Raw genomic sequence first — 24,434 nt, 5'->3', positions numbered from 1 at the left:
CGCAGGCACAGGTGCCCCGGGCGAACACTCTTCTATTCACTTTCGGTGGCGCTGAGGTGCTCTGGGAGCCGGTGCTCAGCGCTTAACGTGGTCGCGAATAAGATGCGATTGATATTGGCGTTTTGATATCAGCGCGTCTTGAACGAAACGCTTGTCTTACGCAAAACCTCGGCGGCGGTGCGCGGCGTCATGCCAATCATGCGGCGCATCATGCGAGCCAGATGCGCCTGGTCGGAGAAGCCGCCGTCGGCAGCGGCGTCCGACAACGTCGACCCACCGGCGAGGGATTTGGAGGCGCGCTCCAATTTGTTCCAGATGATCCATTGGGAGAGGGAAACACCCATCTGGTGGGTGGCGACGCAGCGCAAGCGCGGGCTGGACAACCCCACCGCTTGGGCTGCGCGACTGACGCAACCAGGGCCGTCGCGGTCAAGGCGCAAAATATTCAGCGCTTTGTAGAGCCTGTGGTCGATCGGCGGGGTAATTGCCAGCAGCCGCGAGAGGGCGTCGACAAAGTGCGACAGGGACGTGCTACGGCGAAAACACTCCAGCAGTTCGTCACTGGCCAGGGCGATGCCATCGTCTTGCAGCAACGCATTGAGCGCACGGCCCAACGCCGTGTCCGGGCTGACATACAAAAATGCCACCGGATGACTTTCGGCCACGGCACGGTGTTCGACGTTGGGACCGATGATCACGCCTGCCGCACGGATCACCTTTCCCGGCAGCTCCAGGGTGGCGGGTTGGCCTACGCCGATGCACAGTTGGATGGCGACATGGGAGTGAGCAGTGTTTTGATCCGCACGGCCAATGTAACCGGCCCATGAGTCGCCAAAAGTAACGCTGCCATCCCACATTTGAAGTCTTCCTTGACGTGTTGGGTGATTGTTCGACGCGTGCAGGGTAGGCCTGTGCAGGTCTGGATTCAAGCGTGGGTTACCGGCATAACGCCGCACGCATGCCGGACTTTCGACGCTTAGAGGCTATCGGGTCGCCAAAGGAGCCCGCTTTGCTCTGCAAAAACGCTTTGACCTGGGGGAGCTGCGAATTGGGCATGGGATCAATCGCCGGCATAATGCCTGTTTTTACCGCAAGGACGCACGGACGCCATGTTAAAACCAGGCCTGCCTTCTTTTGTTTTTCTTCACCCTCACGGGCTGTCAGAGCCTGCTTCGACCTGCTGATTACGATTCCCTCCACGTTGGCTTTCGCTGCATGGGGCTTGCCGGTATAGAGCCCTTCAACCGAGGCAACTTGCCCGTGGTGATTGTGCCAATTGAACCGCTCCCTGAGGGCCCTCCTGAATGCGTACCTGCGGGTGCACAAGTGCGTAAGCGCACCCTGTTCTGGTGGCTGCTGGGAGTAGGCGCGGTCATTGCCCTGACGTGTGGGGGCTGGTGGTGGGTATAGCCGGTATCCACCGTTCTTCTTTTCGTGTTTGAACCCCGTAATAAACAAGTACACCGTCAAGAGCAATTGAGCCCGTGCGTACACTGCTCCGAGCGCAGCCGGCATTCGGTGGGATAAAGACAGTTCAAGCACGATAGGATCTATACCCAAATGCTCGTGTGCAATGGTCCTGTAGGGCACGAAAGCCATGGGCCGTCATGTTGTACTCCGGCCAGATGCGCTGAAAAGACTTGAGCATAGAGGTCGGGTTTATGGGACGTCCCGGATAGACCGGAGAGACGAACACCCAGCCTTTGCCTACTGACTGCGCAATCGTTGGATTTAGACAGACGACGATGGACTGAAATAACCAATAAATTATTGTTATAAAACGGGTTTATGGAATTTAGTGGAATTCTATTACAGGCTATCGGGGTCCCCGAAAAACATCTGAATCCGCGACCTCAACCACCGCTCCCCCGGGTCATTATCCTGCGAACCCCGCCACGCCATATGCAGCTCAAACGAGCGCACCGGCAACGGCGGGTCCTCGGCACGCAAACCACCCGCCGAGGTCAGCGCTTCCGCCGCATAATCCGGCACGGTGGCCAGAATGTCCGTACCCGCCAGCAACGTACCCAGGCCGTTGAACTGCGGCACCGCGAGCACAACGTGGCGCTTGCGGCCGAGTTTTTCCAGCTCTTCATCGATAAACCCGCTCAAGTCGCCGGCAAAGGACACCAGCGCGTGGGGCCGTGAGCAGAAGTCATCCAGGCTCAGCGAGCCCGGTACGCTGTCGGCGCGCAGCAGTTTGGGCAGGCTGCGGCGCAGCACCTTGCGCTTGGCGTTGGCGGGCAGGTCGGCGGTGTAGCTGACGCCAATGGAGATTTCACCGGAGGCCAGCAGGCTGGGCATCAGGATGTAGTTGACGCGGCGTACCACCAGCACGATGCCGGGGGCTTCGGAACGCAGGCGTTTGAGCAGTTGCGGGAGCAGGGCGAATTCCACGTCGTCGGACAGGCCAATGCGAAACACGGCGGTGCTGGTGGCCGGGTCGAATTCGGCGGCGCGGCTGACGGCGGTGGAGATCGAGTCCAGGGCCGGGGAGAGCAGGGCGAAGATTTCCACGGCGCGGGCCGAGGGTTCCATGCTGCGCCCGGTGCGCACGAACAGGGGGTCATCGAACAACCCGCGCAGGCGTGACAACGCTGCGCTGATGGCCGGCTGGCCGAGGAACAATTTCTCGGCGGCGCGGGTCACACTGCGCTCATGCATCAAGGTTTCGAATACGATCAAGAGGTTAAGGTCGACACGACGCAGGTCGTTACGGTTCATCTTGTGTCCTGGAAGAGTCAGCAAACTTGATGTGAGCGGTCATGTAGCAACCCCTGAGGTTCGATTCAGAGGGATGACCGGCATGAATCTTACGGGGAAAGGCTGGTACTCTGCACCGGCTAATTGATTTTTCCTACGATAGTTGAGGGGTGTTCCTCCTTCGCGGAATCAATGACAGGCATGTCGACTATTAATGGTGACCGGTGGTCTTACCCCCAAAGCCCAGATAAAGTTCATGGCATTAGAGGTTACTTTGACGAGGTTTGCGATGTCCCGCACGATCCGTTTTCACAAGTTTGGTCCGGCCGAGGTGCTCAAATGCGAAGAGCATGCGGCCGCGCAGCCCGCACCGGGCGAAGTGCAGGTGCGTGTCGACGCGATCGGCATCAGTTGGTACGACATCCTGTGGCGCCAGAACCTGGCGTCTTCCCATGCACGCCTGCCTTCTGGCCTGGGCCATGAGATGGCCGGGGTTGTGGTTGCCCTCGGCGACGGCGTGGATGACTTGGCGGTGGGCGATAAAGTGGCCAGTTTTCCGGCCGAAAGCCCCAATGATTACCCGGTGTATGGCGAGCAGATCGTCCTGCCCCGTTCGGCCCTGACCCGTTATCCGGATGTTTTGAGTCCGATTGAAGCGAGCGTGCACTACACGCCACTGCTGATTGCGTACTTTGCCTACATGGACCTGGCGCGGGTCAAACCCGGCCAGTTCGCTTTGGTGACCGATGCCAGCCACTGTGCCGGCCCTTCGTTTGTGCAGTTGGGCAAGGCCCTGGGTGTGCGGGTGATTGCCGCCACCAAAGACAGTGCTGAACGTGAATACCTGCTGTCCCTCGGGGCAGAAAAAGTCATCGTGACCGAAGAACAAGACCTGCTGATGCAGATCAACAAGTTCACCGACAACCGGGGCGTCGACGTAGTGTTTGATGGCCTGGGTGGCCCGCAGATGTCGCTGCTCGGAGACGTCCTGGCGCCGCGCGGCAGCCTGGTGCTGTATGGCCTGCAAGGTGGCAACCAGACGCCATTCCCGGCCTGTGCGGCGTTCCAGAAGAACATTCAGTTCTTTGTGCACTGTATCGGCAACTTCACCGGCAAGCCGGAGTTGGGCATTATCCAGGATCACGTGGCGTTGCAGCGCGCGTTGCGCGATATCAACCAGCTGACAGCCGACCGGGTGCTTGTCCCACTGAAGACTACGGTATTTCCATTCAGTCAGTTCGTCGAAGCGCACCGATACATGGACGAATGCCCGTGCCGCGAACGGGTGGCGTTGCAGGTTGAAGCTGTTTGAGCTGTAGGAGTATTCGCAAATGAATACGCTGGCGCCTGAGCTGATGAGGCAAATGCGCCATTTGACAGGGCTTAACCCGCACCGGGGTTGAGCCGCCGCAGGGGCGTTCTGCCCCGTAAACAATACTGTTATTGCCTTGCGCCGCCCTGAAATCCAGTGCGGCGCTTGTGTGTGGGCGTCATTTAAGTTGGGCAGGCACGTCATCTGAGCTGCTTTTTGACGCTGTTCTGTATCTGTTAATCATTATTTGAGTGCCGATAATTGAGTCTTCATTGTCATCTCAAGGATTGAGCCATGATTGATTACACGGCAGTTGCGTCACGCACCTTCAGAACTAACGAGGCTCGGATTGTTTTTCCCGGCAAGTGCAAAACGAATACCCTTTTGCTTTACGCGCACCCAAGGTGCGCAGGTGATTAATATTTGTCGGACAATTCTCTAATTGCTTAGTTAAAACAGTGTAGGACGTTGTCGGAACATTCCTAAGGCTAATAGCTATTTCGCTAGAGCCCGCGCAGGCGCTGGATTCTCCGGCGGGGCGGCCATAGGCCCCCTCAATGCTCTCACCTGCGCTTTTGTTGCAAGGTGCTAATGTTGACTCAAACTTGTGCTGCGCACTGGATGACAAGCCTACAGATGTAATAAGTCGAGCAACGCTGTTTGGTAGTTGCTTGAAACTGATATTTCAACTCGGGTAGTAGAACGATGAGCACTATTCATGAACAAGCCATGAGCTATGTTTACCAGCAAGTTCTGCAACGTTTAATCGGGCACTTTACGCGTGCCGAACGAACGTCACTTCAATTGCTCGTTCAGCGCATCGTGGTGGCCGCAGGCGGCATGGAACAAGTGGGCAATTACAAAGTACTGATCGCCCACGGTGGCGGCGAAGTGAGCAGCTACACCCTCGCGTTGCTGCGTGCGGCGCAACTGACCATTGCCGGCCGCTCGCCCAAGACTTTTCAGATACGGGTGGCAACATTGCGGCATGCGGGTATGACTCAAGCAACGCTCGACTGCCTGAATCAGGGCTACGCAGCGCTGTTCTTCCATGACGACCCACGGGTAGAGCTGTTGATGGTGGAAAACCATGAGGTGCTGCCGTTCAACCATCAGCGCCCGGCGTCCAGTGCCGCTCGGGAAATCAGCCAGCGTAACAAACTGATGATTGGGCACCTGACGTCCGGCGATATCCGCGCCGCCCTGTGCGATGACACGCTCCTGGCCCTGGGCGATTTCTACCAGCGGGTCGCTACCTGGAACGGCGGCGTGCATGCCCTGGTCAGCGGTGATTCAGTGCGCAAGCAAAGCCAATACATCGCGTGGCTGAAAAAAAATGCGCTGGCGACCGGCCTTGCATTTGCGCCCGGCAAGCCATCGTCGCTCAATGGGTGGTTTGCACGCATGGAGGAATGGAGCGTGGGGTGCTACCGCGACCTCTATGGCGAGCACTATGCCGGCAACGAAAGTCCGGGCCGGGGCGGGCATCGTCATTTGGCCTATATCGGCATCGCTGATCTGCTCAAGGACGCCGATGTCGCCCATGCGCCACTGCTCACCGGGTTCCTCGCCTACAAACGGGACCCGTTCGAGTTCCATTTCAGCCATCCCGCCTATCCCAACCCATTGCTCATGGCGCATTTGCACGGCGTGCAGGCCCAGTGTCTGCGTGAGCTGTCCTACGAACATGGCGTCGCGGGGTTTGTTCGGCGTGCGGCAGACTTCCTGCACCGCAGGCAAGTACCGGTCGCGCTGATCAAAGAAGCGTCAGGGCCAGAGGGGCAGTTGCTGTCCACCGCCTACATTCAGGAGTTCTCCGGCCTGGACGACAGCCAGTTGACGTGCCTGTTGTTTGCGCCCTTCGTTCAACATGGCGAACGGTTGGAGAGCTTCTTGCGTCAATGCCATCCCGGCATGCTGGTGGCACTTCCTGAACTGCACAAGGCACTACAGGGCAAACCCGCTGCGGACATCCTGCACCAGTGGCTAGTGGATACCAGTGGGCTGCCGCTGCCGCTGTTGCAGCACCTGTATCGTAAGCGCCCGCTGCTGGGAGGGCGCGGCATGCGGGTATGCAAACAAACGCTGGCGCGGCCCAAGGTGCGCATCGCCCAAGTGTCGGGGCGTTAGCAGCGTGTATTCGCCAATCAAAGCCGGTGATCAACAATGAACCTTCGGGGGGAGCGGCAAGTAGATTTTGCCTATCAGGCGGTGTACCGCTACATGATCAATCTGATCAACGAAGTCAGCCGGGAAACGCCAGTGAAACTGCCTTCCCTGCGGCAGTTATCGACGCGCATGAATGTGTCGATCTCGACGATTCAGTACGCCTATTCGTTGCTGGAAAAGGAAGGACGAGTGTACTCGGTGGCCAAGTCCGGCTACTTCGCCTGGCCCGTGGCTGCAAACGCGCCCCTTATGGCGGGTACAGACTTGCTCGAGCGTTTGTACACGGCCGCCCGGCGCCCGGCGATGGTGGTGCTCAGTGGCGATGAACCGGCGCTGTTGGGGTCGCTGGATGGCGCGTTGCTGGCGCTGGAACGTCAACTGGTACGCCGGTATCCCCATCACCTGCAACCTTCGCAACCCTGTGGTGTGTGGGAGTTGCGCGCCGCCTTGGCCGCACGCTATACCTCGTCGCCCACCCGTTGTTGGCAAGCGGATGAGGTGTATGTGGGGGCCGATCTTCAAGGTGTACTGGACATCCTGATTGATGCCCTGGGCCTTAAAGGCACCGTGGTGGTGGTTGAATCTCCCTGCGATTACCTGGTGTTGCGCCTGCTACAGGCCGCTGGTGTGCGGGTCATTGAATGGCCCTGGCGCGCCGACGGCCGCCCCGATTTGGCCACTTTTGAGCACCTGCTGCGCCATGAGCCGGTGCACTTGGTGCTGCTCTCGTCCGTGGTCAGCATGCCCTCGGGTAACGCCATGACCGAGCCCGAGCGGCTGCACGTAGCGCGTCTGCTCGACCAGCACGGCTGCTGGTTGCTGGAGAACGATACCTTTGGTGACCTGAGCTTTGCGCCGCCCGGATCGGCCTTGCGCGGCCTGGTCAACCCAGAGCGGCTGATTGTGTTTTCTTCGTTCGAAAAGGTGTTGGGCCCGGAGGCGCCCTTTGGTTACCTGCTGACACGGCAGATGAGCAGTGAATTGCAGCGCCAATTCTTACTGCGTTCGTTTCGACTGTCCGCTATCCGACAACGCGCCATTGCTCGGCTGTACGAAAGCGGTCGGTTCGACCAGCACCTGCAGACGTTGCGCCAGCGCCTCCATGAGCAGGCGCACGCCATGAGTCACCGCTTGGATGCGCGTATGCAAGGGCGTGTGCACTACCGCATGCCCGTGGCCGGGGCGAGTTTCTGGTTGCAGTCCATGGCGCCGGTGGACATGCGCCTGGTATTCCAGCGCATGCTCGCCCAGCAGGTGGTGATTGCCCCCGGCGAGCTCTTCAGTCTCAGTGGTTTACATCACCAGCATATGCGCTTGAGCCATACCTTCAGCGGCCATCCCAACCTGGACATCGCCCTGGATACGCTGGCGCAGTCACTACGGCAGGCGCAGACTGAGTAGGAGCGAGCTTGCTCGCGAAAAACGTCAACGATAACGCGCGCTGCCTGAATAGACGCGGCGCCTGTGCGTTTTTCGCGAGCAAGCTCGCTCCTACAACTATCCAATGTGGGAGCTGGCTTGAACTGCGATAGGCATAGGTATCTACACAATTTTGTAGGTTGTAGCAGCCAACGGTAACCACGATGCGAAGCGAGCCGCTCTTGATCTTGATCTGCTTTTGATCTCAAGCGCCCCGTTAAACCACGCTGGCCGGAATTCGACAGGGATTTGGGGGGTAAACCGGCAGGGATGCCGGTTTAGCCGCCCCGCGCCATGGATGGCGCGTGGCGGCGGCCCCCCAAATCACTGGCGGATTACGGGCACACCGAGCCTAAGCGAGGTGCCGAGTGGTGGGGCAAGAGCGTTTTGCTTACTTTTGCGCTTTTCAAAAGTGAGCCGCCGTCAGGGCGGAACCCTAAGTAGCCTTAACCGCAGGAATGGATATGTACACGGTCCAACTGTGTTGACTGTCAGGCCGCCTTCGCAGGCAAGCCAGCTCCCACATTGAGATCTCGGCGCGTCAGTTAGATCAGCGCCGTCTGCAGGGCCGTCACGGGAGCAAGCTCCCTCGCCACAGGTCCAGCGTCGCACCAAAATTGTGTAGATACCGATGCAGCGATAGGGGGCTGACGGCCAATCAGGCTGTCAGGCCGAGTGCATATCCTCACCTCAATTATCCGAAATTTCTCTTCAGGCTGTCGGATCGATACCGTCGCGCAGTAGTCCAAGTCCCAGTAAACTGTCATTTTTTCCGAATCCTTCTTTTCGAGGTTTATGCATGACTATCAGTCCTTTTGCGGGCAAACCGGCGCCAGCCCAGTTGCTGGTGGATATCCCGCGACTGGTCACGGCCTACTACACCGGCCAGCCTGATGCAGCGATCTCCACTCAGCGCGTGGCTTTTGGTACTTCCGGGCACCGCGGCAGCTCGTTTGAACTGAGTTTCAACGAGTGGCATGTGCTGGCTATCAGCCAGGCCATCTGCCTGTACCGCGAAGCGCAGGGCATCACTGGCCCCTTGTTTGTCGGCCTGGATACCCATGCATTGTCGACGCCAGCCGGTGCCAGCGCCTTGGAAGTACTGGCGGCCAACGGCGTGCATGTGATGCTGGCCGAGGGCGATGAGTACACGCCGACGCCGGCGATTTCCCACGCCATCATCTGCTACAACCGCGGCCGTACCAGCGGCCTGGCGGACGGCATTGTGATTACACCGTCCCACAATCCGCCGCAAAGTGGCGGCTACAAGTACAACCCGCCTAACGGTGGCCCGGCTGATACCCATGTCACCAAGTGGATCGAAGCCAAGGCCAACGAACTGCTCGCCAACAAGCTGGCCGGGGTCAAGCGCATCACTCACGCCCAGGCGCTCAAGGCCGACACCACCCATCGCCATGACTACCTCAACAGCTATGTGGCCGACCTGATCAATGTGATCGACATGGACGCGATCCGCAGCGCCGACCTGCGCTTGGGCGTGGACCCACTGGGCGGAGCAGGGGTGCGCTACTGGTCGGCGATTGCCGAGCACTACCGCTTGAACCTAGAGGTGGTGAATACCGAGGTCGACGCAACCTTCCGCTTCATGAGCGTCGACTGGGACGGCCAGATTCGCATGGACCCGTCTTCCAGCTACGCCATGCAAAGTCTGATCGGGCTCAAGGAGCGTTTCGACGTTGCCTTCGCCTGCGACCCGGACCACGACCGCCACGGCATTGTCACGCCTTCCGGAGGTTTACTGGCGCCCAACAACTACCTGGCGGTGTCCATCGACTACCTGTTCCAGAACCGTCCGGACTGGCGCGCCGATGCAGCCGTAGGCAAGACCGTGGTGAGCAGCGGCCTGATCGACCGCGTCGCAGCGCGTATTGGTCGTCGCCTGTACGAAGTGCCAGTGGGCTTCAAATGGTTTGCCGATGGCTTGTTTGAAGGGTCGTTGGGGTTTGGCGGCGAAGAAAGCGCCGGTGCCTCGTTCCTGCGCAAGGACGGCAGCGTGTGGAGCACCGACAAGGACGGCCTTATCCCGGCCTTGCTGGCCGCGGAAATGACCTCGCGCAAAGGTCAGGACCCCAGCCAGATCTACCGCGGCCTGACCGATGCCCTCGGTGAGCCGTTCGCTATCCGTGTGGATGCCAAAGCCACTCCAGCGCAAAAAGCCCTGCTGGGCAAACTGTCGCCGGAGCAGGTCACGTCCACGCAATTGGCCGGGGAGACCATTCAGCAGATCCTCAGCCATGCGCCGGGCAACAACCAGGCGATTGGCGGCTTGAAAGTCATGACCGAAAACGGCTGGTTTGCCGCACGGCCCTCGGGCACTGAGGACATCTACAAGATCTACGCCGAGAGTTTCGTTGGCGAAGAGCACCTCAAGCAACTGGTGGAGGAGGCGCAGGTGTTGGTTGATGGTGCAATCAGCCAATAACTGACACTCATGCGGTAGAAGTGTGGGAGGGAGCAAGCCGCCTCCCACATTAGATAGCAACGAGAGTTGAGATCAGGCCAGGTCCACCAGCACGATTTCGCTGTCCTCAATCGCCGTTACCCGCAATACCTGTTCATCCTCAACCGCCACACCATCTCGCGCCTTTGCCTGCACGCCATTGACGTCAATCACGCCCGTGGCGGGCACCAGGTACGCCCGGCGGCCACTGTCCAGCCGGTACTCCGCACTTTCTCCAGCTTTCAGGTTAGCTGCCACCAAGCGTGCATCCGCACGAATTCGCAAGCTTTCACTGTCGCCAGCCTTGCCGCTGGCCAGGGTTACAAAGCCCTCGCGGTTGCCCTGTGGAAACGGTTTGGCGCCCCAGGACGGCGGCAAGCCAGCCTCATTGGGAATGATCCAGATCTGAAAGATCTTGGTTGGCGTAGCCTCCAGGTTGTACTCGCTGTGGGCAATGCCGGTGCCTGCGCTCATTACTTGCACGTCGCCGGCTTCGGTGCGGCCTTTGTTACCCAGGTTGTCGGCATGGCTGATGGCCCCTTCGCGCACATAGGTGATGATTTCCATGTCGCGGTGCGGGTGCTGGGGAAAGCCGCTGCCGGGGGCGATGATGTCGTCGTTCCATACCCGCAAGTTGCCCCAGTGCATGCGCTGGGGGTCGTGGTATTCGGCAAAGGAAAAGTGGTGATGAGCGTCAAGCCAGCCATGGTGGGCGCCGCCCAGTGTGTTGAAAGGTCGAAGTTCAAGCATGATCGCCTCCTGTTGATGAACCTATCATCCAGCAGCGCATGATCGAGAAAAAGCGTAAAAAATGCCTGTTTATGATTCATTTATTCGATGTTTAACCCCGGTGTTCACTTTCACTTCATCGCCTAACTGCATGACAACAAAGCATTTGGCTGGAACTGAGCGGCGTTTCCGGCGACCATGACGGCTTGGTCAAAACAAGCTCACCGCAGGAGTCCGCGTGTCGCAACAACAGCCTGATCTACCCCCCGAACTGCGCCCCTTGGCTGAAATGCCGTTGTTGAAGCGGCTTGCCGCGCGCCTGTTCGGCCATGGCCTCACCCGTTTGCGTGCGCAGCACAGGTTTTCCTGGTTGCATGGCCAGGCCGACGGCTTTCGCAGTGGGCATGAGGCGGGCGTTGAGTACGGTTACCGTGAGGGTAGGGCTGATGGCATCGAGGAGGGCCGACAAGTCCTGCTGATTCGTGACTTTCGCCCCGATGAGCACCGTGCGCCAGGCATAGATGACAGCCTGTTCGACGATTGGCGATTACCGCTCACCGCAGAGGTGAAGAAGCGCATGAAGGCCGATGTCGCGCGCCTGCTGCCAGCCCATGCGCAGCCAAGCGCGGCGCAATGGAAGATGATCTTCAGCGACACCCCCTCGACCTCAGTGATTGCGGGTGCCGGCGCCGGCAAGTCGACGTCCCTGGTGCTGCGCATCCTGCTGCTCAGCCATTACCTGGGCTTTGAACTGAGTTCGATGACTGTGGTGACGTTCACCCGCGAGTCGCGCAAGGACTTCATCAACAAACTCATGGAAATTCTCAACCTGTGGGGCCAACCCCTTGGCAGCAAGGAAGCCCAGGCGCTGGTGCGCACCTTTCACTCGCGCATCCTGCCGATGGTGCGCAGCCTGCCGGGTTTTGAGCGGCTGCAGGCCTTTGAGAACCTCAGCGGTGGTTTTGAAGACGCCGACAGCAACGCCTTCGACCTGCGTATCAGTGACGCCCAGCGCCAGCAGATGAACGCTTGTTATCACCGCTTGTATGGCCGCCATCAGCGTTTTCGCGAGTTGATTGCACCCTTGGCCCGCCATAGCCTTCAGCTCAAGGAGCTGGAGCGCGATCATCCTGACGTGCAAAAGCGTATGGCCGTGACTGAATTGGCCGCCAAGCGCGATGAAGAACTCTGTGATGTGATTGAGGACCTGTGGTTTCGCGCCGGTGCCTGGCCGATCAAAGGTATCGAACCCAGCCGTCAGACCTTTGAAATCAACGGCGCGCGATTTCATTGCCACGGCTACATCCCGGAGCTGGACGCCTGGGTGGTACTGGGGTTCGATGGGCGTGAAAACCCGCAGATCAGTCGGCCGAATTCGAAACTCTCGGTGCGTGCAGAATGGGCAGTAAAGCGCACGTTGTTTCAAGCTTTCTGTAATAAGCCACTGATATGGCTGGATAATTACGAATCTTCAAAGCGCCTTTTGAGCAGCTTGGGCGGCGATGCCACGGCCGGGCCAGGCTTTGATTACAAGGTCAAAGGCGAACTCGCTTCGGCGCCCCTGTTGGACAGTTTTGTCATGGCAGCCGGGTTTATCGAGAACCTCGGCCTGGATGTCCCCACGGCGGTTGGCCAGATGAGTTTTGCCAAGGACGACCCGGATCGGCTGTTCTTCGAGGCCCTGAGCATTTTCTGGAAGGCGCTGGAAGATCACCTGCTGGAACAATCGCCGCCGATCATGACCTACAACCGGATGTTCTCGCTGTTTGGCGAAAACACCCCGGAGAACCTCAAGCTGCTGAGTGATCCCTTGTTGCGGCCGATGTCGCACTTGATGATTGATGAATTCCAGGACGTATCGCCGCAGATCGTGTCCTGGATCCGCGCCAGCCTGCGCGAAATCCGCAGCCGTGGGCCGGCCATGCACGTCGGGCGCGCAGCCCAACGCTCATCCTTGCTGTGCGTGGGGGATGACTGGCAATCCATCTATGGCTGGCGCGGCAGCTCGCCCAAGTACTTCATGGAGTTCAACAAGGAGTTTGTTTCGCCCAGCACCACCCGCGTGATGCTGGGCGAGAACTACCGCAGCCACCAGCACATCATCGACGCTGCCGAACATATCGTCCGTAGCGCGCCGGCCATCCCGGGCAAGAAGGCCAAGGCCAGTGGCGAGCCCAAGGCATTGGTGCCCGTCACGGTGTTGGAACGTGACGACGCGGCACTGGGGCAGCGGTTGCTCGAGCACTATCAGCGGGGCGATTCCATCCTGATGCTTTATCGAAAAAGTAGCGATAAGTTATTGATTCAAGAGCATATTCAGTCTGTAGTTAATGTGGATTCTAGCTCGGCGCCTCAGGCGCGCAGGCTTAAACAGCTGACTTATCACAGTGCCAAGGGCTTGCAGGCGGATGCGGTGTTTTTGCTGGGCGATTGTCAGCATGTCACCAGCTCGCCGTACAAGAATCAGGTCTATCGCATGGCGGGCTTGGGTAAGGATGGCGACAGTGAGCCTTATGACAATGCCCAGAGAGACGAGGTGTTGCGCCTGGCCTATGTGGGGATCACTCGGGCGGTCAGCCATTGCTATTGGTATGTGGAGAAGCCGGAAGGCCAAGGCGTGAATGTGCCCAGGGCGTCTGAGCGGGTGGATGGCAGGAAGGTGTTTTTTGATGATCAGCGTGCGCCGAAGGGGGCTGGCTGACCTGCGATAAGAGCCCGACAGCCGACGCGTCTCTACCTGACAACACGGGATCGAACATGTGGGAGCTGGCTTGCCTGCGATGGCGGCCTGACAGCCGACGCCTATCTACCTGACACTCCACGATCCAACTGTGGGAGCGGGCTTGCTCGCGAAGGCGGCCTGACAGGCGACACAGTTGGAACGGGGCGCCTGAGATCAAAAGCAGATCAAGAGCGACTCGCTTCGCATCGTGGTTACCGTCAGAGTGGGGCGGTTAGCCCCGCCTCACGCCCGCAACGAAACCGGCGGCACGAAACTCTCCAATTCATCCTCCACGGCCTCGATGATGCGCTCCACATCAGCCGCGTTCATCACCGTAGCGCACGGAATCCCCGCGATAGCGATCAACGTCTCGCCGCTGGCCCGGTCGAACAGGCGGGCGATCATGCTGCCGGGGGCGTCCATGCTGCCCTCGAAGCCCATGGGGTGAAAATGCCAGCGCATCAGCTGGCAGGCGTTGGGAAATGTCACTTTGTTCATGTTGCCCACCTTGTTCATTGAGCGCTTCCTTTAGCTCGCGGCAGGGGCCAGGACCTTCGCTGGTCATGACATCTAGGGCTTAAAAATAGCATTCGTTCGCAACGCCAAGGTGACTTTTTTGCGCCCGTTCGGCGGTTCTTTCGCCTGGTTTTGATATAGATCATGTCCTACAGAGGAATAGGCAAAAGGCCATTAGTCAGGCGCTCGATTTGACCATTGAAGGGGCGGGTAAACTTCGGCACTCTCAAACATTTTCTCCCGTCGTAGAGCCCAATATGCCCGACATCGCCCCAGACGATGAGTGTCAGAATTCCCACGCTACCGGCCAGTTGGTGCTGCGCCATCACCTGTGCTGGCGTCATCGCGATCTGGACGGGGTGATGGCTTACTACCATCCCGAGATCCAGTACCACGATTTTTTCCAGAACCGTGTGGTGGGCTATGCCGAGTTGCGCGAGTACTTGCAAGCCAGCATGCCCCGTGAGGCGGATGAGGCCATTGAACACACTGACCGCATCCGCGCCGATGGCGATACGGCGTTTATCCAGTACCGCATCACCTTGCGTGGCGGCCAGGGCCTGGTGTCGTTTCGTACCAGTGAGGCCATTACGGTGCGCGACGGGTTGATTTGGCGGGTGAATGAATATGCGTCCCTGGTGCACGAGCAACCAGCCCAGGCCTTGCGCCCTACGGTCAGCCGCCTGGGCCTGTCGCCCCAGCAGTTGGGTTATATGGCCAATGACCTGCAACAATATTTTGAGCGTCAGCAGCCGTATCTGGACCCGGAGCTGGATCTGCAGCGGGTCGCCAAGGCCTGTGGCTACAGTCGCAACCAGATGTCCTACCTGCTGAACCAAGTGCTGGGGCAGAGCTTCTATCGCTACGTCAACCAGGCGCGACTCCAGCATTTACTGGCCGCGCTGGATCACGCCACCGCGCCGGTCAAAGTTGATGAGTTGGCCTTTGCGGCCGGTTTCAATTCACTCTCGGCGTTTTACAGCGCTTTTCGCCAGCACACCGGGCAATCGCCCAAGGCGTACCTCAAACAAATTTCCCTGCGTGCACGCGCGCAAGACAGCCCCTGACACTGCACTCTAGGATCGGCCCTATCGAACCGAGGTAGGGGAAGCTGGCATGCCGGCATGGCGCAATATCAGTTTATGGATGGACCAGTTGGACGACCCGCTGTTAGCGCGTCCATCGCTGGAGCACGACCTGGACGTCAATGTGGCGATTATCGGCGCCGGCTACACCGGCCTGTGGACCGCCTATTACCTGAAGCGCCAGGCCCCCGAGCTGAAAATCGCGATCATCGAGGCACAGACTGCGGGGTTTGGCGCATCCGGTCGCAATGGTGGCTGGTTGATGGGCAACCTCTTGGGGGAAGACCGACTGCTGGCTGAGCTTGCCCCTCAGCACCGGCGCGCTTCGTTTGACCTGCTGCACGGTATCCCTGATGAAGTGGCCCAGGTGCTGGCCCGCGAAGGCATTGACTGCGACTACCGCAAAGGCGGCGCCTTGTATTGCGCCGCACGCTACCCCGAGCAGGAAGTCAGCCTGCGCCGCTATCTGGACAAGCTGTACGCCCAGGGCCTCACCGAAGACGACTACCGCTGGCTCAGCCCGCAGCAATTGGCCGAGCAGGTCCGCATTGCCAAGCCTTATGGCGGCATCTATGCCCCCCACGTCGCGACGATCAACCCGGCAAAGCTGGTGCGTGGCCTGGCGCGGGCGGTTGAGAACCTGGGCGTGACCATTTACGAAAACAGCCCCGTGACCCATTGGCAGTCCGGCGGCCTGCGCACCGCCAAGGCCAGCGTGCGCGCCGCCTGGGTGGTGCCTGCTGTCGAGGGTTACGCCAATACCTTGCCCCCATTGGGCCGCTACCAGTTACCGGTGCAGAGCTTGATCGTCGCCACCGAACCGCTGCCGGCCAGCACCTGGGCAGACATCGGGCTCAGTCAGGGTCAGGCCTTTGGCGAGAGCAGCCGACAGGTCACCTACGGCCAGCGTACGGCCGACAATCGTCTGGTCTTCGGCGCCCGTGGTGGCTATCAATTTGCCGGCAAGTTGCGGCACAACTTCGACCTGACCGACAGCGAAGTGGAGTTGCGTCGCTACCTGTTTGGCGAACTCTTCCCACAGCTGAAAAAGGCCAGGATTACCCATTCCTGGGGCGGCAACCTCGGCATGTCGCGCCGTTTTCGTCCGCACATGCTCTGTGACCACGCCACGGGCATCGCACTGTCCGGCGGCTATGGCGGGGAGGGCGTGGGCGCCACCCACCTCGGCGGCCGCACCCTGGCCGATTTGATCCTCGGCCGCGACACCTTGCTGACCCAACAACCCTGGGTGATTCGCGAAGGCGGCCTCAAAGCACTCAAGGCCTGGGAGCCGGAGCCGTGCCGCTGGCTGGGTTACAACGCGATCATTCGTAGTTTTGTCCATGAAGACCAGGTCTTGGCCAACCCCAACACTGCGCCCTGGCGCCGCAAGCTGGCGACCGGCATTGCCGGTTTCATGGAAGGTTTCATGCACTGACTCGTCACCCACAGGGAAAAACCATGAGCATTACCCAATTCAAAGACACGCTGAACACCCCTCTGCCAGATTCATCACCGGTGGCGGTGCCCCTGGGCGCGCCCATCGCCGTGGCCTCCACCTTGAGCGTGGAGCGCAACGATGGCGTCGAGACCGGCATCTGGGCCTGCACCCCGGGGCGCTGGCGTCGGCAGATCACGTCCCAGGAGTTTTGCCATTTCATCCAAGGGCGCTGCACCTTCACGCCCGACAATGGGGAAACCCTGCACATACAAGCCGGTGACGCACTGATGTTGCCAGCCAATAGCACCGGTATCTGGGATATCCAGGAAACCGTGCGCAAGACCTATGTCCTGATTCTGTAACGCTTTGATCCTTGATCGCCTGCCATAAAAACAGCCCTAAAACCGCCAGGAAATCGAACCATGAAAGCCATTGCCCTGTTGCCCTTGATGTTGGTGGCCTCTATCAGCCAAGCCGCCGAGACCGTGAAGATCTATAACTGGTCGGACTACATCGCGCCGGACACCACCAGGAATTTCCAGAAAGACACTGGCATCGGTTTCACCTATGACGTGTACGACAGCAACGAAACCCTCGACGGCAAGCTGATGACCGGTAAATCGGGCTATGACGTGGTGTTCCCCTCCAACCATTTCATGGCGCGACAGATCCAGGGCGGCGCCCTGAAAAAACTCGACAGGAGCCAGTTGCCCAACTGGAAAAATCTCAACCCCGTGCTGCTCAAGGCCCTGGAAGACAACGACCCCGGCAATGCCCACGGTTTCCCGTACCTGTGGGGCAGCACCGGTATCGGCTACAACATCGACAAGGTCAAGGCGGTACTCGGCGACAACGCCCCGGTGGATTCCTGGGACTTGATCTTCAAACCGGAAAACATGGCCAAGCTGCAAAAATGCGGCGTCGCCATTCTCGACAACGGCCCCGAACTGCTGCCAGCTGCGCTGAATTACCTGGGCTTGCCGCACCACAGCAAAAAAGCCGAAGACTACAAGAAGGCCGAGGCCTTGCTGATGAAAGTGCGACCTTACGTGGCGTATTTCCATTCCTCGAAATACACCGCCGATCTGGCCAATGGTGACATCTGTGTCGCCGTCGGTTTCTCCGGCGACATCCTGCAGGCCGAAAGCCGCGCCAAAGAAGCCAAAAACGGCGTGAATATCGGCTACAACGTTCCCAAGGAAGGCGCGGCAATCTGGTTCGACATGGTCGCCATGCCCGTCGACGCACCGAATGAGAAAGCCGGCTATGCGTTCATGAACTACCTGCTGCGCCCCGACGTGATGGCGAGTATCACCAACTACGTGCATTACGCTAACGGCAACGCGGCGGCCGACAGCCTGGTAGACCCGGCGATCAAGGCCGATACCAAGGTGTATCCCAGCGCGGAAATGATGGGCAAGTTATTTGCACTGCAAGCCATGCCGTTGAACATCGACCGGGTGCGTACTCGGGTTTGGAATACCATTCGTACGGGGCGTTAAATAACAGGAAAACAGCGCCACCAGGAAGGCCGATAAGTCATCGGTACTGGGTGGGATAAATAATCACGTCATAGTTAAGACATGTGATGTCAATTATTTGGAGTGGAAAGTGTTATTGCCTGCGTGAGAGATTTCAATCCGCAACGCGTAACACTTTCACATACACTCATGATCTGACAGGTGACTTATATGTCTTCCATACAAAGCCTTCCCACTGGCGGCACGTGGACCCACCCGGAAAACAGCCCGCCCACCTTGCGCGGCACAGACCAGCGTGAGCGCCTCGAAGCCAGGCGTGGCGAGCCCTCGGTCCTCATCAGCGGTGGCGGTGGCGACCAGCTGGTGGGGCGCCAGGGTGAAAACACATTCAAATATGAAAAAAGTACCGACTCCCTTAGCGATGACCCTGACACCCTGTTGAATTTCAACCCCAAGGAGGATGAAATCGATGTGGCCGGGGTATTAAAAGACCACAACATCTCAGCTATTAATATTCAGCCAGGCCCGCCCGTGGAAGTGGGGGATGTGCAACTGACTCATGAGTTTGGCGTGAGCACTTTGACTATCAAGGTAAACCCTGAAGGGCCGAACTTTTCTATACGAGTTGATGGCGTAAATCTTTTGCCGCAGCATATTAATTTCTTTCATTCGGACTAAGCCTATGGGTTCTCCAAGTCATGCCCCAACGACTGAATGAATAACGAAAACAACTCGGGTTGCGACGAAATGTCCAGCTTGGCGTACAAATGCCTGCGGTGCACCTTGACGGTGTCCGGCGAGATCTTCAGGCGTTCGGCCATGGCCTTGGAGGAGAAGCCCCGCAACACCAGCCGGGCGATTTCCAGTTCGCGGTCCGACAGTACACCGCTGCCGAAATGACTCAGGGCATCGCGAATCTGGCTGTCCATGGCCGGTGCCCGCTCGGTGCTTTGCTGCCAATGCTGCTGCATGAGCGGCAACACCCAGGCCGACAGCGTGGTCAACAGCCCGGTTTCTTCAAAGCTGAAGCGCCGTTGCATGCCCAGTGACAACGACAGGGTGCCGGCGCCAGGCAATTGCAGGATCAATTGCACTTCGTCTTCCAGCACATTGTCATGGAAATAATTGAGGAAGTACTCACTCTGGCGAAAATGGTCCGGCGCCACTTCCTCCAGGCGGTATACGCCGCTGGCGTAGTTTTCGCGGCAGGCCTGGTAAAACGGGTCGAGCAGGTACAAGCCGTTGAGGTACACCAGCATCGACGCCGGCTTGCTGCTGGGCTGGGCGTCGTACTCTTCCAGGGCCTGGGGCGGGCCATCCAGCGGGTAGAAAATCGCCAGAGCATTATCGAAGGGCAAGCATTGGTGCAATAACAGCACCAATTGCTTCCAGAACCGCTCGGTGCCGATCTGAGACAGGGTGCGGCCCAACCCCGCGTGCATACCGATTTCCCGGAACAGGTTCATCTCAACATCCCCACCCTCAAATGATCGGCCAAGGGTTAGGCTTCTGGGGGGCACCGTCAAGGGGAGTACGCCAATAGGGGAATTGGCCGACAGCCCCGCCAGCCGATAACGTCGTCACTGTCCAACGGGAAGCATATCCCGAGGAAAAATCATGTTTCGTTTCTGCCTCACACCAAAAACAACGACAGAGGATAACGATATGAGTGCTTCCCCCGCGCCCGATGGCGTGCTCAAGCCCACCCTGAGCGTCTTCGATGTAGTGGCCATTACCGTTTCAGCGGTAACGCCGGCCAGTTCCGTCTTCGTGATCGCCCCGTTTGCCATCCAGCAGGCGGGCAGTGGCGTGTTCCTGGCATTCGTGATGGCGGCGTTGCTCGCGTTGATGTTTGCCTTCTGTTACGCCGAGCTCGGCCGCGCCCATAACAGCGCCGGTGGCGAGTACGTGTATGCCAAGCGCGTGTTTGGTGGCATGGCCGGTTACGCCACCTTCCTGACGGTTCTGGTGATGTTGCTGTTTATTCCGCCGGTATTGGCGACCGGTGCGGCGACTTATCTGAATAACGCTCTGGGCACGACATTCGACGCGCAAACTGTCGCCCTGGTGATCGTGGTATGCAGCTACGCCCTGGGCATCCTCAATATCAAGCTCAACGCCTGGATCACCGGCACCTGCCTGCTGTTGGAAGTGGCGGCGTTACTGGTGATTGTGGTGATCGGCTTCGGTAATCCGGTGCAGCCGGCCAGTGTGTTGCTGCAGCCGCAAATCGTCGAAAACGGCGTGTTGCACCTGGCGCCCTGGGCGCTGGTGATCGGCGCCGTCGGCATCGGCCTGTTCTCGTTCAACGGCTACGGCCCGGCGGTGTTGCTGGCCGAAGACATGAAGTGCGGCGGCAAGGGCGTGCACAAGGCGGTGCTCTGGTCCCTGGGGTTGGTGGTGGTGATTGAGTTGGTGCCGATCACCGCGCTGTTGATCGGCGCGCCGTCCCTGAGCGAGATGATCAGCAGCCCCGACCCGATCGGCTACCTGTTGACCAGCCATGGCAATGAAACCCTGTCGCGGTTGGTGAGCGCCGGGATCTTCCTGTCGGTGTTCAACGCCATCGTTGCCATCGTGATCCAGATTGGCCGGGTGGTGTTCAGCAGCGGCCGCGATGCGTTGTGGACGCCTGGCATCAACAAGCTGTTCACGCGTATTCACCCGCGCTGGGACTCACCGTGGCTGGCGACGCTGTTCCTGGCGATACCCTCGGCGCTGTTGAGCTTCAGTTCTAACCTGGCCGACCTGACCTCATTCAGCGTGCTGCTGATCATGCTGGTGTACCTGGTGGTGGCGCTGAGCGCGCTGATGAGCCGGGTGCTGTTGCGTGATCGCGAGCATCCCTATCGCATGCCGTTATGGCCGCTGCCGGCATTGCTGGCGGTGCTCGGTGCCGGTTACCTGCTGGTCACCTTGATCCTGGAGGCCTCGGTACGCGACATCATGATCATCATCGGCTTGCTGGCCCTGTCGGTGATTTTGTATTGCATCAGTGGCCGGTTGAGTCCGGCGTTTCAGAAATTGTAAGGAGTGGGTATGCGTGCACGTCAATTGGGCATCACGTTGGGGCTGGGCATGCCCGGCGAATTGAATGCCATCACCGATGTTCCCGGGGTTCGCGTCGGTCATGCCACGCTCAAGGCACAGGTCGACGGCAAGCAGGTGCGCACCGGCGTTACGCTGATCCAGCCGCGTGCCGGGGAAGCGCGACATCAACCGTGTTTTGCCGGCTATCACGTGCTCAACGGCAATGGCGACGCCACGGGGCTTGAATGGATCAGCGAGGCGGGGCTGCTGACCACGCCGATGGCCATTACCAACACCCACAGTATCGGGGTGGTGCGCGACAGCCTGATCGCCCTGGAGCGCGAGCGTCTGGCGGACCCGGCGGTGTACTGGTGCATGCCGGTGGTCATGGAAACTTATGACGGCCTGCTCAACGACATCTGGGGCCAGCATGTTCGCCCTGAGCATGTGCGCCAGGCCCTGGACCAGGCTGAAAGCGGCCCGGTGCAGGAAGGCGCGGTAGGCGGTGGCACCGGCATGATTTGCCACGAGTTCAAGGGCGGCATCGGCACTGCGTCACGGCGCTTGCCAACGGAGCAGGGCGGCTGGACCGTGGGCGTACTGGTGCAGGCCAACCATGGCAAGCGCCAGGAGCTGCGGGTCGATGGTTACCCGGTGGGCCGTCATTTGACGGACATTGCTTCGCCCTTTGCCGAGCGTGGCACTCCCGGCATGGGCTCCATCGTGGTGATCATCGCCACGGACGCCCCCTTGCTGCCGCACCAATGCCAGCGCCTGGCACAGCGCGCGTCCATTGGCATTGCGCGCACCGGTGGCGGCACCGAGGATTCCAGCGGCGACCTGTTCCTGGCGTTTGCCACCGGTAACCGTGATTTGCCGCCGGCCGACTATGGGCGCAAGGACCTGCCGCTCAGCACCGGGTTGCAGATGGTCAACAACGACCATATTTCGCCGCTGTTCAGCGCGGCGGCAGAGGCGGTGGAGGAGGCGATCATCAATGCCATTCTGGCAGGTGAAGACATGACCACTCAAGACGGCGTCAAGGTGCCGGGCCTGGCTGGCGAAACCCTCTTGGCAGCCCTGCAACAGTGTGGCTGGAGTATGTCCCGGTAATGGGGGACAGCGCACTTTACTAGTGCGAATAGTGGCTCTTTAATGTTGCTAATGACACCGTGACAATATATTGGATCCATTAATCAAGTGGGCCGCTCACTTAGAGTGGCTTTACTTGTATTTAATATTTAAATAGTGGTGTGCGCCGATTCGGCCACACAAACGCAACGGCCCCCAATAAACACTGCGTGCGACTTCTTCAACTTGAACCTGCGTCACAAGTGTGCGATGGAAATAGATGTAGACGAAAGATTTCAAGTTGTGTCAGTTTTCTTACGCCTTCAAAAGAGGTGAGTGATAGGACTATCCTCGCCCGCGAGGTTCCTATCGAACAAAGACTGATGCACTTGCAAACAAGGAAGTACGTTTATGTCAAAAGTAAAAGACAAAGCTATTGTATCTGCCGCGCAAGCCAGCACTGCTTACTCGCAAATCGATAGCTTCAGCCATTTGTATGACCGTGGCGGCAACCTCACGGTCAATGGCAAACCGTCCTACACCGTAGACCAGGCAGCGACCCAGCTGCTGCGGGATGGTGCTGCGTACCGGGACTTTGATGGCAACGGCAAGATCGATCTGACCTACACCTTCCTCACCTCGGCTACCCAGAGCACCATGAACAAACATGGCATCTCGGGGTTCAGCCAATTCAACACCCAGCAGAAAGCACAGGCCGCACTGGCCATGCAATCCTGGGCGGATGTCGCCAACGTGACCTTTACTGAAAAGGCTTCCGGCGGTGACGGCCACATGACCTTCGGCAACTACAGCAGCGGCCAGGACGGCGCCGCGGCTTTCGCTTACCTGCCCGGCACCGGTGCGGGCTACGATGGCACCTCGTGGTACCTGACCAACAACAGCTACACGCCGAACAAGACCCCGGACCTGAACAACTATGGCCGGCAGACCCTGACCCACGAAATCGGCCACACCCTGGGCCTGGCTCACCCTGGCGACTACAACGCCGGGAACGGCAACCCGACCTATAACGACGCCACCTATGGACAGGACACGCGTGGCTATAGCCTCATGAGTTACTGGAGCGAGAGCAACACCAACCAGAACTTCAGCAAAGGCGGTGTCGAGGCTTACGCTTCCGGCCCGCTGATCGACGACATCGCCGCGATCCAGAAGCTCTACGGTGCCAACCTCAGCACCCGCGCCACGGACACCACCTACGGGTTCAACTCCAACACCGGGCGTGATTTCCTCAGCGCCAGTTCCAATGCCGACAAGCTGGTGTTCTCGGTATGGGACGGTGGCGGCAACGACACCCTGGACTTCTCCGGTTTTACCCAGAACCAGAAGATCAACCTCACTGCCACCTCGTTCTCTGATGTGGGCGGCCTGGTGGGCAACGTATCCATCGCCAAGGGCGTCACCATCGAGAACGCGTTCGGCGGTTCGGGCAACGACCTGATCATTGGTAACCAAGTCGCCAACACCATCAAGGGCGGGGCCGGCAACGACCTCATCTACGGCGGCGGCGGTGCGGACCAGCTGTGGGGCGGCACTGGCAGCGACACTTTCGTGTACGGTGCCAGTTCCGACTCCAGGCCAGGGGCTGCGGACAAGATCTTCGACTTCACCTCCGGTTCGGACAAGATCGACCTGTCCGGTATCACCAAGGGTGCGGGCGTGACCTTCGTCAACGCCTTTACCGGGCATGCCGGCGATGCTGTACTGACCTATGCCTCAGGTACCAACCTGGGCACCTTGGCGGTGGACTTCTCCGGGCACGGCGTGGCGGATTTCCTCGTCACCACCGTTGGCCAGGCGGCTGCCAGTGACATCGTAGCCTGATGTAAAGCGCGCGGTGCTTCGGCGCCGCGCTCCAGGCTGGAGTTGGATATGCCACGTTTTTCCCATTTGATCGCCTGTGTTGTGCAGGTGTTGTTCGTGTCGGCAGGAGCCCACGCAATGGCTAGCAGTCTTGTATTACCCACCTCCGCGCAGCTTGCCGGGCAGTGGGAGCTGAAGCAGCAGGATCAGGTGTGCGCGCTCAAGTTAGTGGAGCAAGCCAACGCCCTGGAGGGCGATATCGCCTGTGCCGAGCAATGGCTGGGCGACAAGCCGCTGACGTGGTCGCCCACCCCGGATGGTATTTGGCTGTTTAACGCTGAAGGCTCAGGGATCACCCATTTGAATCGCCAGAAAGAGGGCGACTATCAAGCCCGCACTAAAGCGGGCGAAGTTGTAAGGCTGCAACGAAAACTTTAATTAAAAGTTATAAGCATATAACTCGATTTGTTA

Annotated in this window: 19 protein-coding genes and 1 pseudogene; 14 read left to right on the top strand and 6 right to left on the bottom strand. The window is 59.2% G+C overall.

Annotated elements, in window-relative coordinates:
• Nucleotides 1-128 precede the first annotated feature (128 nt).
• The 3 genes and pseudogenes from JMV15_RS08875 to JMV15_RS08870 all read right to left on the bottom strand — a co-directional run bounded on the left by JMV15_RS08875 (nucleotide 129) and on the right by JMV15_RS08870 (nucleotide 2,724).
• Nucleotides 129-857, bottom strand: coding sequence for an AraC family transcriptional regulator (locus JMV15_RS08875; RefSeq protein WP_019820103.1), 729 nt, complete (start codon nucleotides 855-857; stop codon nucleotides 129-131).
• Nucleotides 858-1,470: 613 nt separating this feature from the next.
• Nucleotides 1,471-1,708: pseudogene (locus tag JMV15_RS28295) on the bottom strand (integrase); the annotation flags it as partial.
• A gap of 101 nt (nucleotides 1,709-1,809) precedes the next feature.
• On the bottom strand, nucleotides 1,810-2,724 hold the full coding sequence (locus tag JMV15_RS08870) for a LysR family transcriptional regulator (protein WP_032903409.1): 915 nt from the start codon (nucleotides 2,722-2,724) through the stop codon (nucleotides 1,810-1,812).
• Nucleotides 2,725-2,992: 268 nt separating this feature from the next.
• On the opposite strand from JMV15_RS08870, the gene JMV15_RS08865 reads away from it, so the two are divergent.
• The 4 genes from JMV15_RS08865 to pgm all read left to right on the top strand — a co-directional run bounded on the left by JMV15_RS08865 (nucleotide 2,993) and on the right by pgm (nucleotide 10,046).
• Nucleotides 2,993-4,015 (top strand): zinc-dependent alcohol dehydrogenase family protein, encoded by a 1,023-nt coding sequence (locus JMV15_RS08865; RefSeq protein ID WP_014718390.1) that lies wholly within the window; start codon nucleotides 2,993-2,995, stop codon nucleotides 4,013-4,015.
• 705 nt (nucleotides 4,016-4,720) lie between these two features.
• Nucleotides 4,721-6,145 (top strand): hypothetical protein, encoded by a 1,425-nt coding sequence (locus JMV15_RS08860; RefSeq protein WP_172832665.1) that lies wholly within the window; start codon nucleotides 4,721-4,723, stop codon nucleotides 6,143-6,145.
• Nucleotides 6,146-6,181: 36 nt separating this feature from the next.
• Complete coding sequence (locus JMV15_RS08855; RefSeq protein WP_038450055.1) at nucleotides 6,182-7,585, top strand: aminotransferase-like domain-containing protein; 1,404 nt, start codon at nucleotides 6,182-6,184, stop codon at nucleotides 7,583-7,585.
• Nucleotides 7,586-8,402: 817 nt separating this feature from the next.
• Complete coding sequence (gene pgm / locus JMV15_RS08850; protein WP_014718392.1) at nucleotides 8,403-10,046, top strand: phosphoglucomutase (alpha-D-glucose-1,6-bisphosphate-dependent); 1,644 nt, start codon at nucleotides 8,403-8,405, stop codon at nucleotides 10,044-10,046.
• 72 nt (nucleotides 10,047-10,118) lie between these two features.
• On the opposite strand, the gene JMV15_RS08845 is transcribed toward pgm, so the two are convergent.
• On the bottom strand, nucleotides 10,119-10,814 hold the full coding sequence (locus tag JMV15_RS08845) for a pirin family protein (RefSeq protein WP_014718393.1): 696 nt from the start codon (nucleotides 10,812-10,814) through the stop codon (nucleotides 10,119-10,121).
• A gap of 217 nt (nucleotides 10,815-11,031) precedes the next feature.
• On the opposite strand from JMV15_RS08845, the gene JMV15_RS08840 reads away from it, so the two are divergent.
• Complete coding sequence (locus tag JMV15_RS08840) at nucleotides 11,032-13,494, top strand: UvrD-helicase domain-containing protein (RefSeq protein ID WP_038450059.1); 2,463 nt, start codon at nucleotides 11,032-11,034, stop codon at nucleotides 13,492-13,494.
• Between the two features lie 264 nt (nucleotides 13,495-13,758).
• On the opposite strand, the gene JMV15_RS08835 is transcribed toward JMV15_RS08840, so the two are convergent.
• On the bottom strand, nucleotides 13,759-14,031 hold the full coding sequence (locus JMV15_RS08835) for a DUF1652 domain-containing protein (RefSeq protein WP_014718395.1): 273 nt from the start codon (nucleotides 14,029-14,031) through the stop codon (nucleotides 13,759-13,761).
• Between the two features lie 257 nt (nucleotides 14,032-14,288).
• Here JMV15_RS08835 and JMV15_RS08830 point away from each other — a divergent pair, with 257 nt between their 5' ends.
• The 5 genes from JMV15_RS08830 (at nucleotide 14,289) to JMV15_RS08810 (ending at nucleotide 18,716) form a co-directional block, all read left to right on the top strand.
• Nucleotides 14,289-15,098, top strand: coding sequence for a helix-turn-helix transcriptional regulator (locus tag JMV15_RS08830; RefSeq protein WP_014718396.1), 810 nt, complete (start codon nucleotides 14,289-14,291; stop codon nucleotides 15,096-15,098).
• Between the two features lie 49 nt (nucleotides 15,099-15,147).
• Entirely contained in the window at nucleotides 15,148-16,554 is a 1,407-nt protein-coding gene (locus JMV15_RS08825) for an NAD(P)/FAD-dependent oxidoreductase (protein WP_038450061.1), read from the top strand.
• 23 nt (nucleotides 16,555-16,577) lie between these two features.
• A complete protein-coding gene (locus JMV15_RS08820; protein ID WP_032903416.1) occupies nucleotides 16,578-16,919 on the top strand; it encodes a cupin domain-containing protein in 342 nt (113 codons plus the stop codon).
• A gap of 60 nt (nucleotides 16,920-16,979) precedes the next feature.
• Entirely contained in the window at nucleotides 16,980-18,059 is a 1,080-nt protein-coding gene (locus tag JMV15_RS08815) for a polyamine ABC transporter substrate-binding protein (protein ID WP_019820091.1), read from the top strand.
• A gap of 189 nt (nucleotides 18,060-18,248) precedes the next feature.
• A complete protein-coding gene (locus JMV15_RS08810; RefSeq protein WP_038450064.1) occupies nucleotides 18,249-18,716 on the top strand; it encodes a M10 family metallopeptidase C-terminal domain-containing protein in 468 nt (155 codons plus the stop codon).
• 2 nt (nucleotides 18,717-18,718) lie between these two features.
• On the opposite strand, the gene JMV15_RS08805 is transcribed toward JMV15_RS08810, so the two are convergent.
• Entirely contained in the window at nucleotides 18,719-19,504 is a 786-nt protein-coding gene (locus JMV15_RS08805; protein WP_014718401.1) for a helix-turn-helix transcriptional regulator, read from the bottom strand.
• Between the two features lie 199 nt (nucleotides 19,505-19,703).
• Here JMV15_RS08805 and JMV15_RS08800 point away from each other — a divergent pair, with 199 nt between their 5' ends.
• The 4 genes from JMV15_RS08800 to JMV15_RS08785 all read left to right on the top strand — a co-directional run bounded on the left by JMV15_RS08800 (nucleotide 19,704) and on the right by JMV15_RS08785 (nucleotide 24,401).
• A complete protein-coding gene (locus JMV15_RS08800) occupies nucleotides 19,704-21,068 on the top strand; it encodes an APC family permease (RefSeq protein WP_014718402.1) in 1,365 nt (454 codons plus the stop codon).
• 9 nt (nucleotides 21,069-21,077) lie between these two features.
• Nucleotides 21,078-22,181 carry a DmpA family aminopeptidase gene (locus JMV15_RS08795; RefSeq protein WP_038450067.1) on the top strand — a complete coding sequence of 368 codons (1,104 nt, stop codon included), beginning with the start codon at nucleotides 21,078-21,080 and terminating at the stop codon, nucleotides 22,179-22,181.
• 369 nt (nucleotides 22,182-22,550) lie between these two features.
• Nucleotides 22,551-23,984 carry a serralysin family metalloprotease gene (locus JMV15_RS08790; RefSeq protein ID WP_014718404.1) on the top strand — a complete coding sequence of 478 codons (1,434 nt, stop codon included), beginning with the start codon at nucleotides 22,551-22,553 and terminating at the stop codon, nucleotides 23,982-23,984.
• 48 nt (nucleotides 23,985-24,032) lie between these two features.
• A complete protein-coding gene (locus JMV15_RS08785) occupies nucleotides 24,033-24,401 on the top strand; it encodes an AprI/Inh family metalloprotease inhibitor (RefSeq protein ID WP_014718405.1) in 369 nt (122 codons plus the stop codon).
• The last annotated feature ends 33 nt before the right edge of the window (nucleotides 24,402-24,434 follow it).

This window comes from Pseudomonas paracarnis, assembly GCF_904063055.1.
Classification (GTDB): domain Bacteria; phylum Pseudomonadota; class Gammaproteobacteria; order Pseudomonadales; family Pseudomonadaceae; genus Aquipseudomonas; species Aquipseudomonas paracarnis.
The sequence above is the reverse complement of the archived record's forward strand: the minus strand, read 5'-3'. Positions and strand labels throughout refer to the sequence as shown.

Bases quoted from the DNA above. Each gene is read 5' to 3' on its own strand.
- JMV15_RS08790 (WP_014718404.1), top strand. From the start codon at position 22,551: ATGTCAAAAGTAAAAGACAAAGCTATTGTATCTGCCGCGCAAGCCAGC.
- JMV15_RS08870 (WP_032903409.1), bottom strand. From the start codon at position 2,724: ATGAACCGTAACGACCTGCGTCGTGTCGACCTTAACCTCTTGATCGTA.
- JMV15_RS08795 (WP_038450067.1), top strand. From the start codon at position 21,078: ATGCGTGCACGTCAATTGGGCATCACGTTGGGGCTGGGCATGCCCGGC.
- JMV15_RS08820 (WP_032903416.1), top strand. From the start codon at position 16,578: ATGAGCATTACCCAATTCAAAGACACGCTGAACACCCCTCTGCCAGAT.
- JMV15_RS08865 (WP_014718390.1), top strand. From the start codon at position 2,993: ATGTCCCGCACGATCCGTTTTCACAAGTTTGGTCCGGCCGAGGTGCTC.
- JMV15_RS08805 (WP_014718401.1), bottom strand. From the start codon at position 19,504: ATGAACCTGTTCCGGGAAATCGGTATGCACGCGGGGTTGGGCCGCACC.
- JMV15_RS08810 (WP_038450064.1), top strand. From the start codon at position 18,249: ATGTCTTCCATACAAAGCCTTCCCACTGGCGGCACGTGGACCCACCCG.
- JMV15_RS08860 (WP_172832665.1), top strand. From the start codon at position 4,721: ATGAGCACTATTCATGAACAAGCCATGAGCTATGTTTACCAGCAAGTT.
- JMV15_RS08855 (WP_038450055.1), top strand. From the start codon at position 6,182: ATGAACCTTCGGGGGGAGCGGCAAGTAGATTTTGCCTATCAGGCGGTG.
- JMV15_RS08800 (WP_014718402.1), top strand. From the start codon at position 19,704: ATGAGTGCTTCCCCCGCGCCCGATGGCGTGCTCAAGCCCACCCTGAGC.
- pgm (WP_014718392.1), top strand. From the start codon at position 8,403: ATGACTATCAGTCCTTTTGCGGGCAAACCGGCGCCAGCCCAGTTGCTG.
- JMV15_RS08825 (WP_038450061.1), top strand. From the start codon at position 15,148: ATGCCGGCATGGCGCAATATCAGTTTATGGATGGACCAGTTGGACGAC.
- JMV15_RS08835 (WP_014718395.1), bottom strand. From the start codon at position 14,031: ATGAACAAGGTGGGCAACATGAACAAAGTGACATTTCCCAACGCCTGC.
- JMV15_RS08875 (WP_019820103.1), bottom strand. From the start codon at position 857: ATGTGGGATGGCAGCGTTACTTTTGGCGACTCATGGGCCGGTTACATT.
- JMV15_RS08845 (WP_014718393.1), bottom strand. From the start codon at position 10,814: ATGCTTGAACTTCGACCTTTCAACACACTGGGCGGCGCCCACCATGGC.
- JMV15_RS08785 (WP_014718405.1), top strand. From the start codon at position 24,033: ATGCCACGTTTTTCCCATTTGATCGCCTGTGTTGTGCAGGTGTTGTTC.
- JMV15_RS08815 (WP_019820091.1), top strand. From the start codon at position 16,980: ATGAAAGCCATTGCCCTGTTGCCCTTGATGTTGGTGGCCTCTATCAGC.
- JMV15_RS08830 (WP_014718396.1), top strand. From the start codon at position 14,289: ATGCCCGACATCGCCCCAGACGATGAGTGTCAGAATTCCCACGCTACC.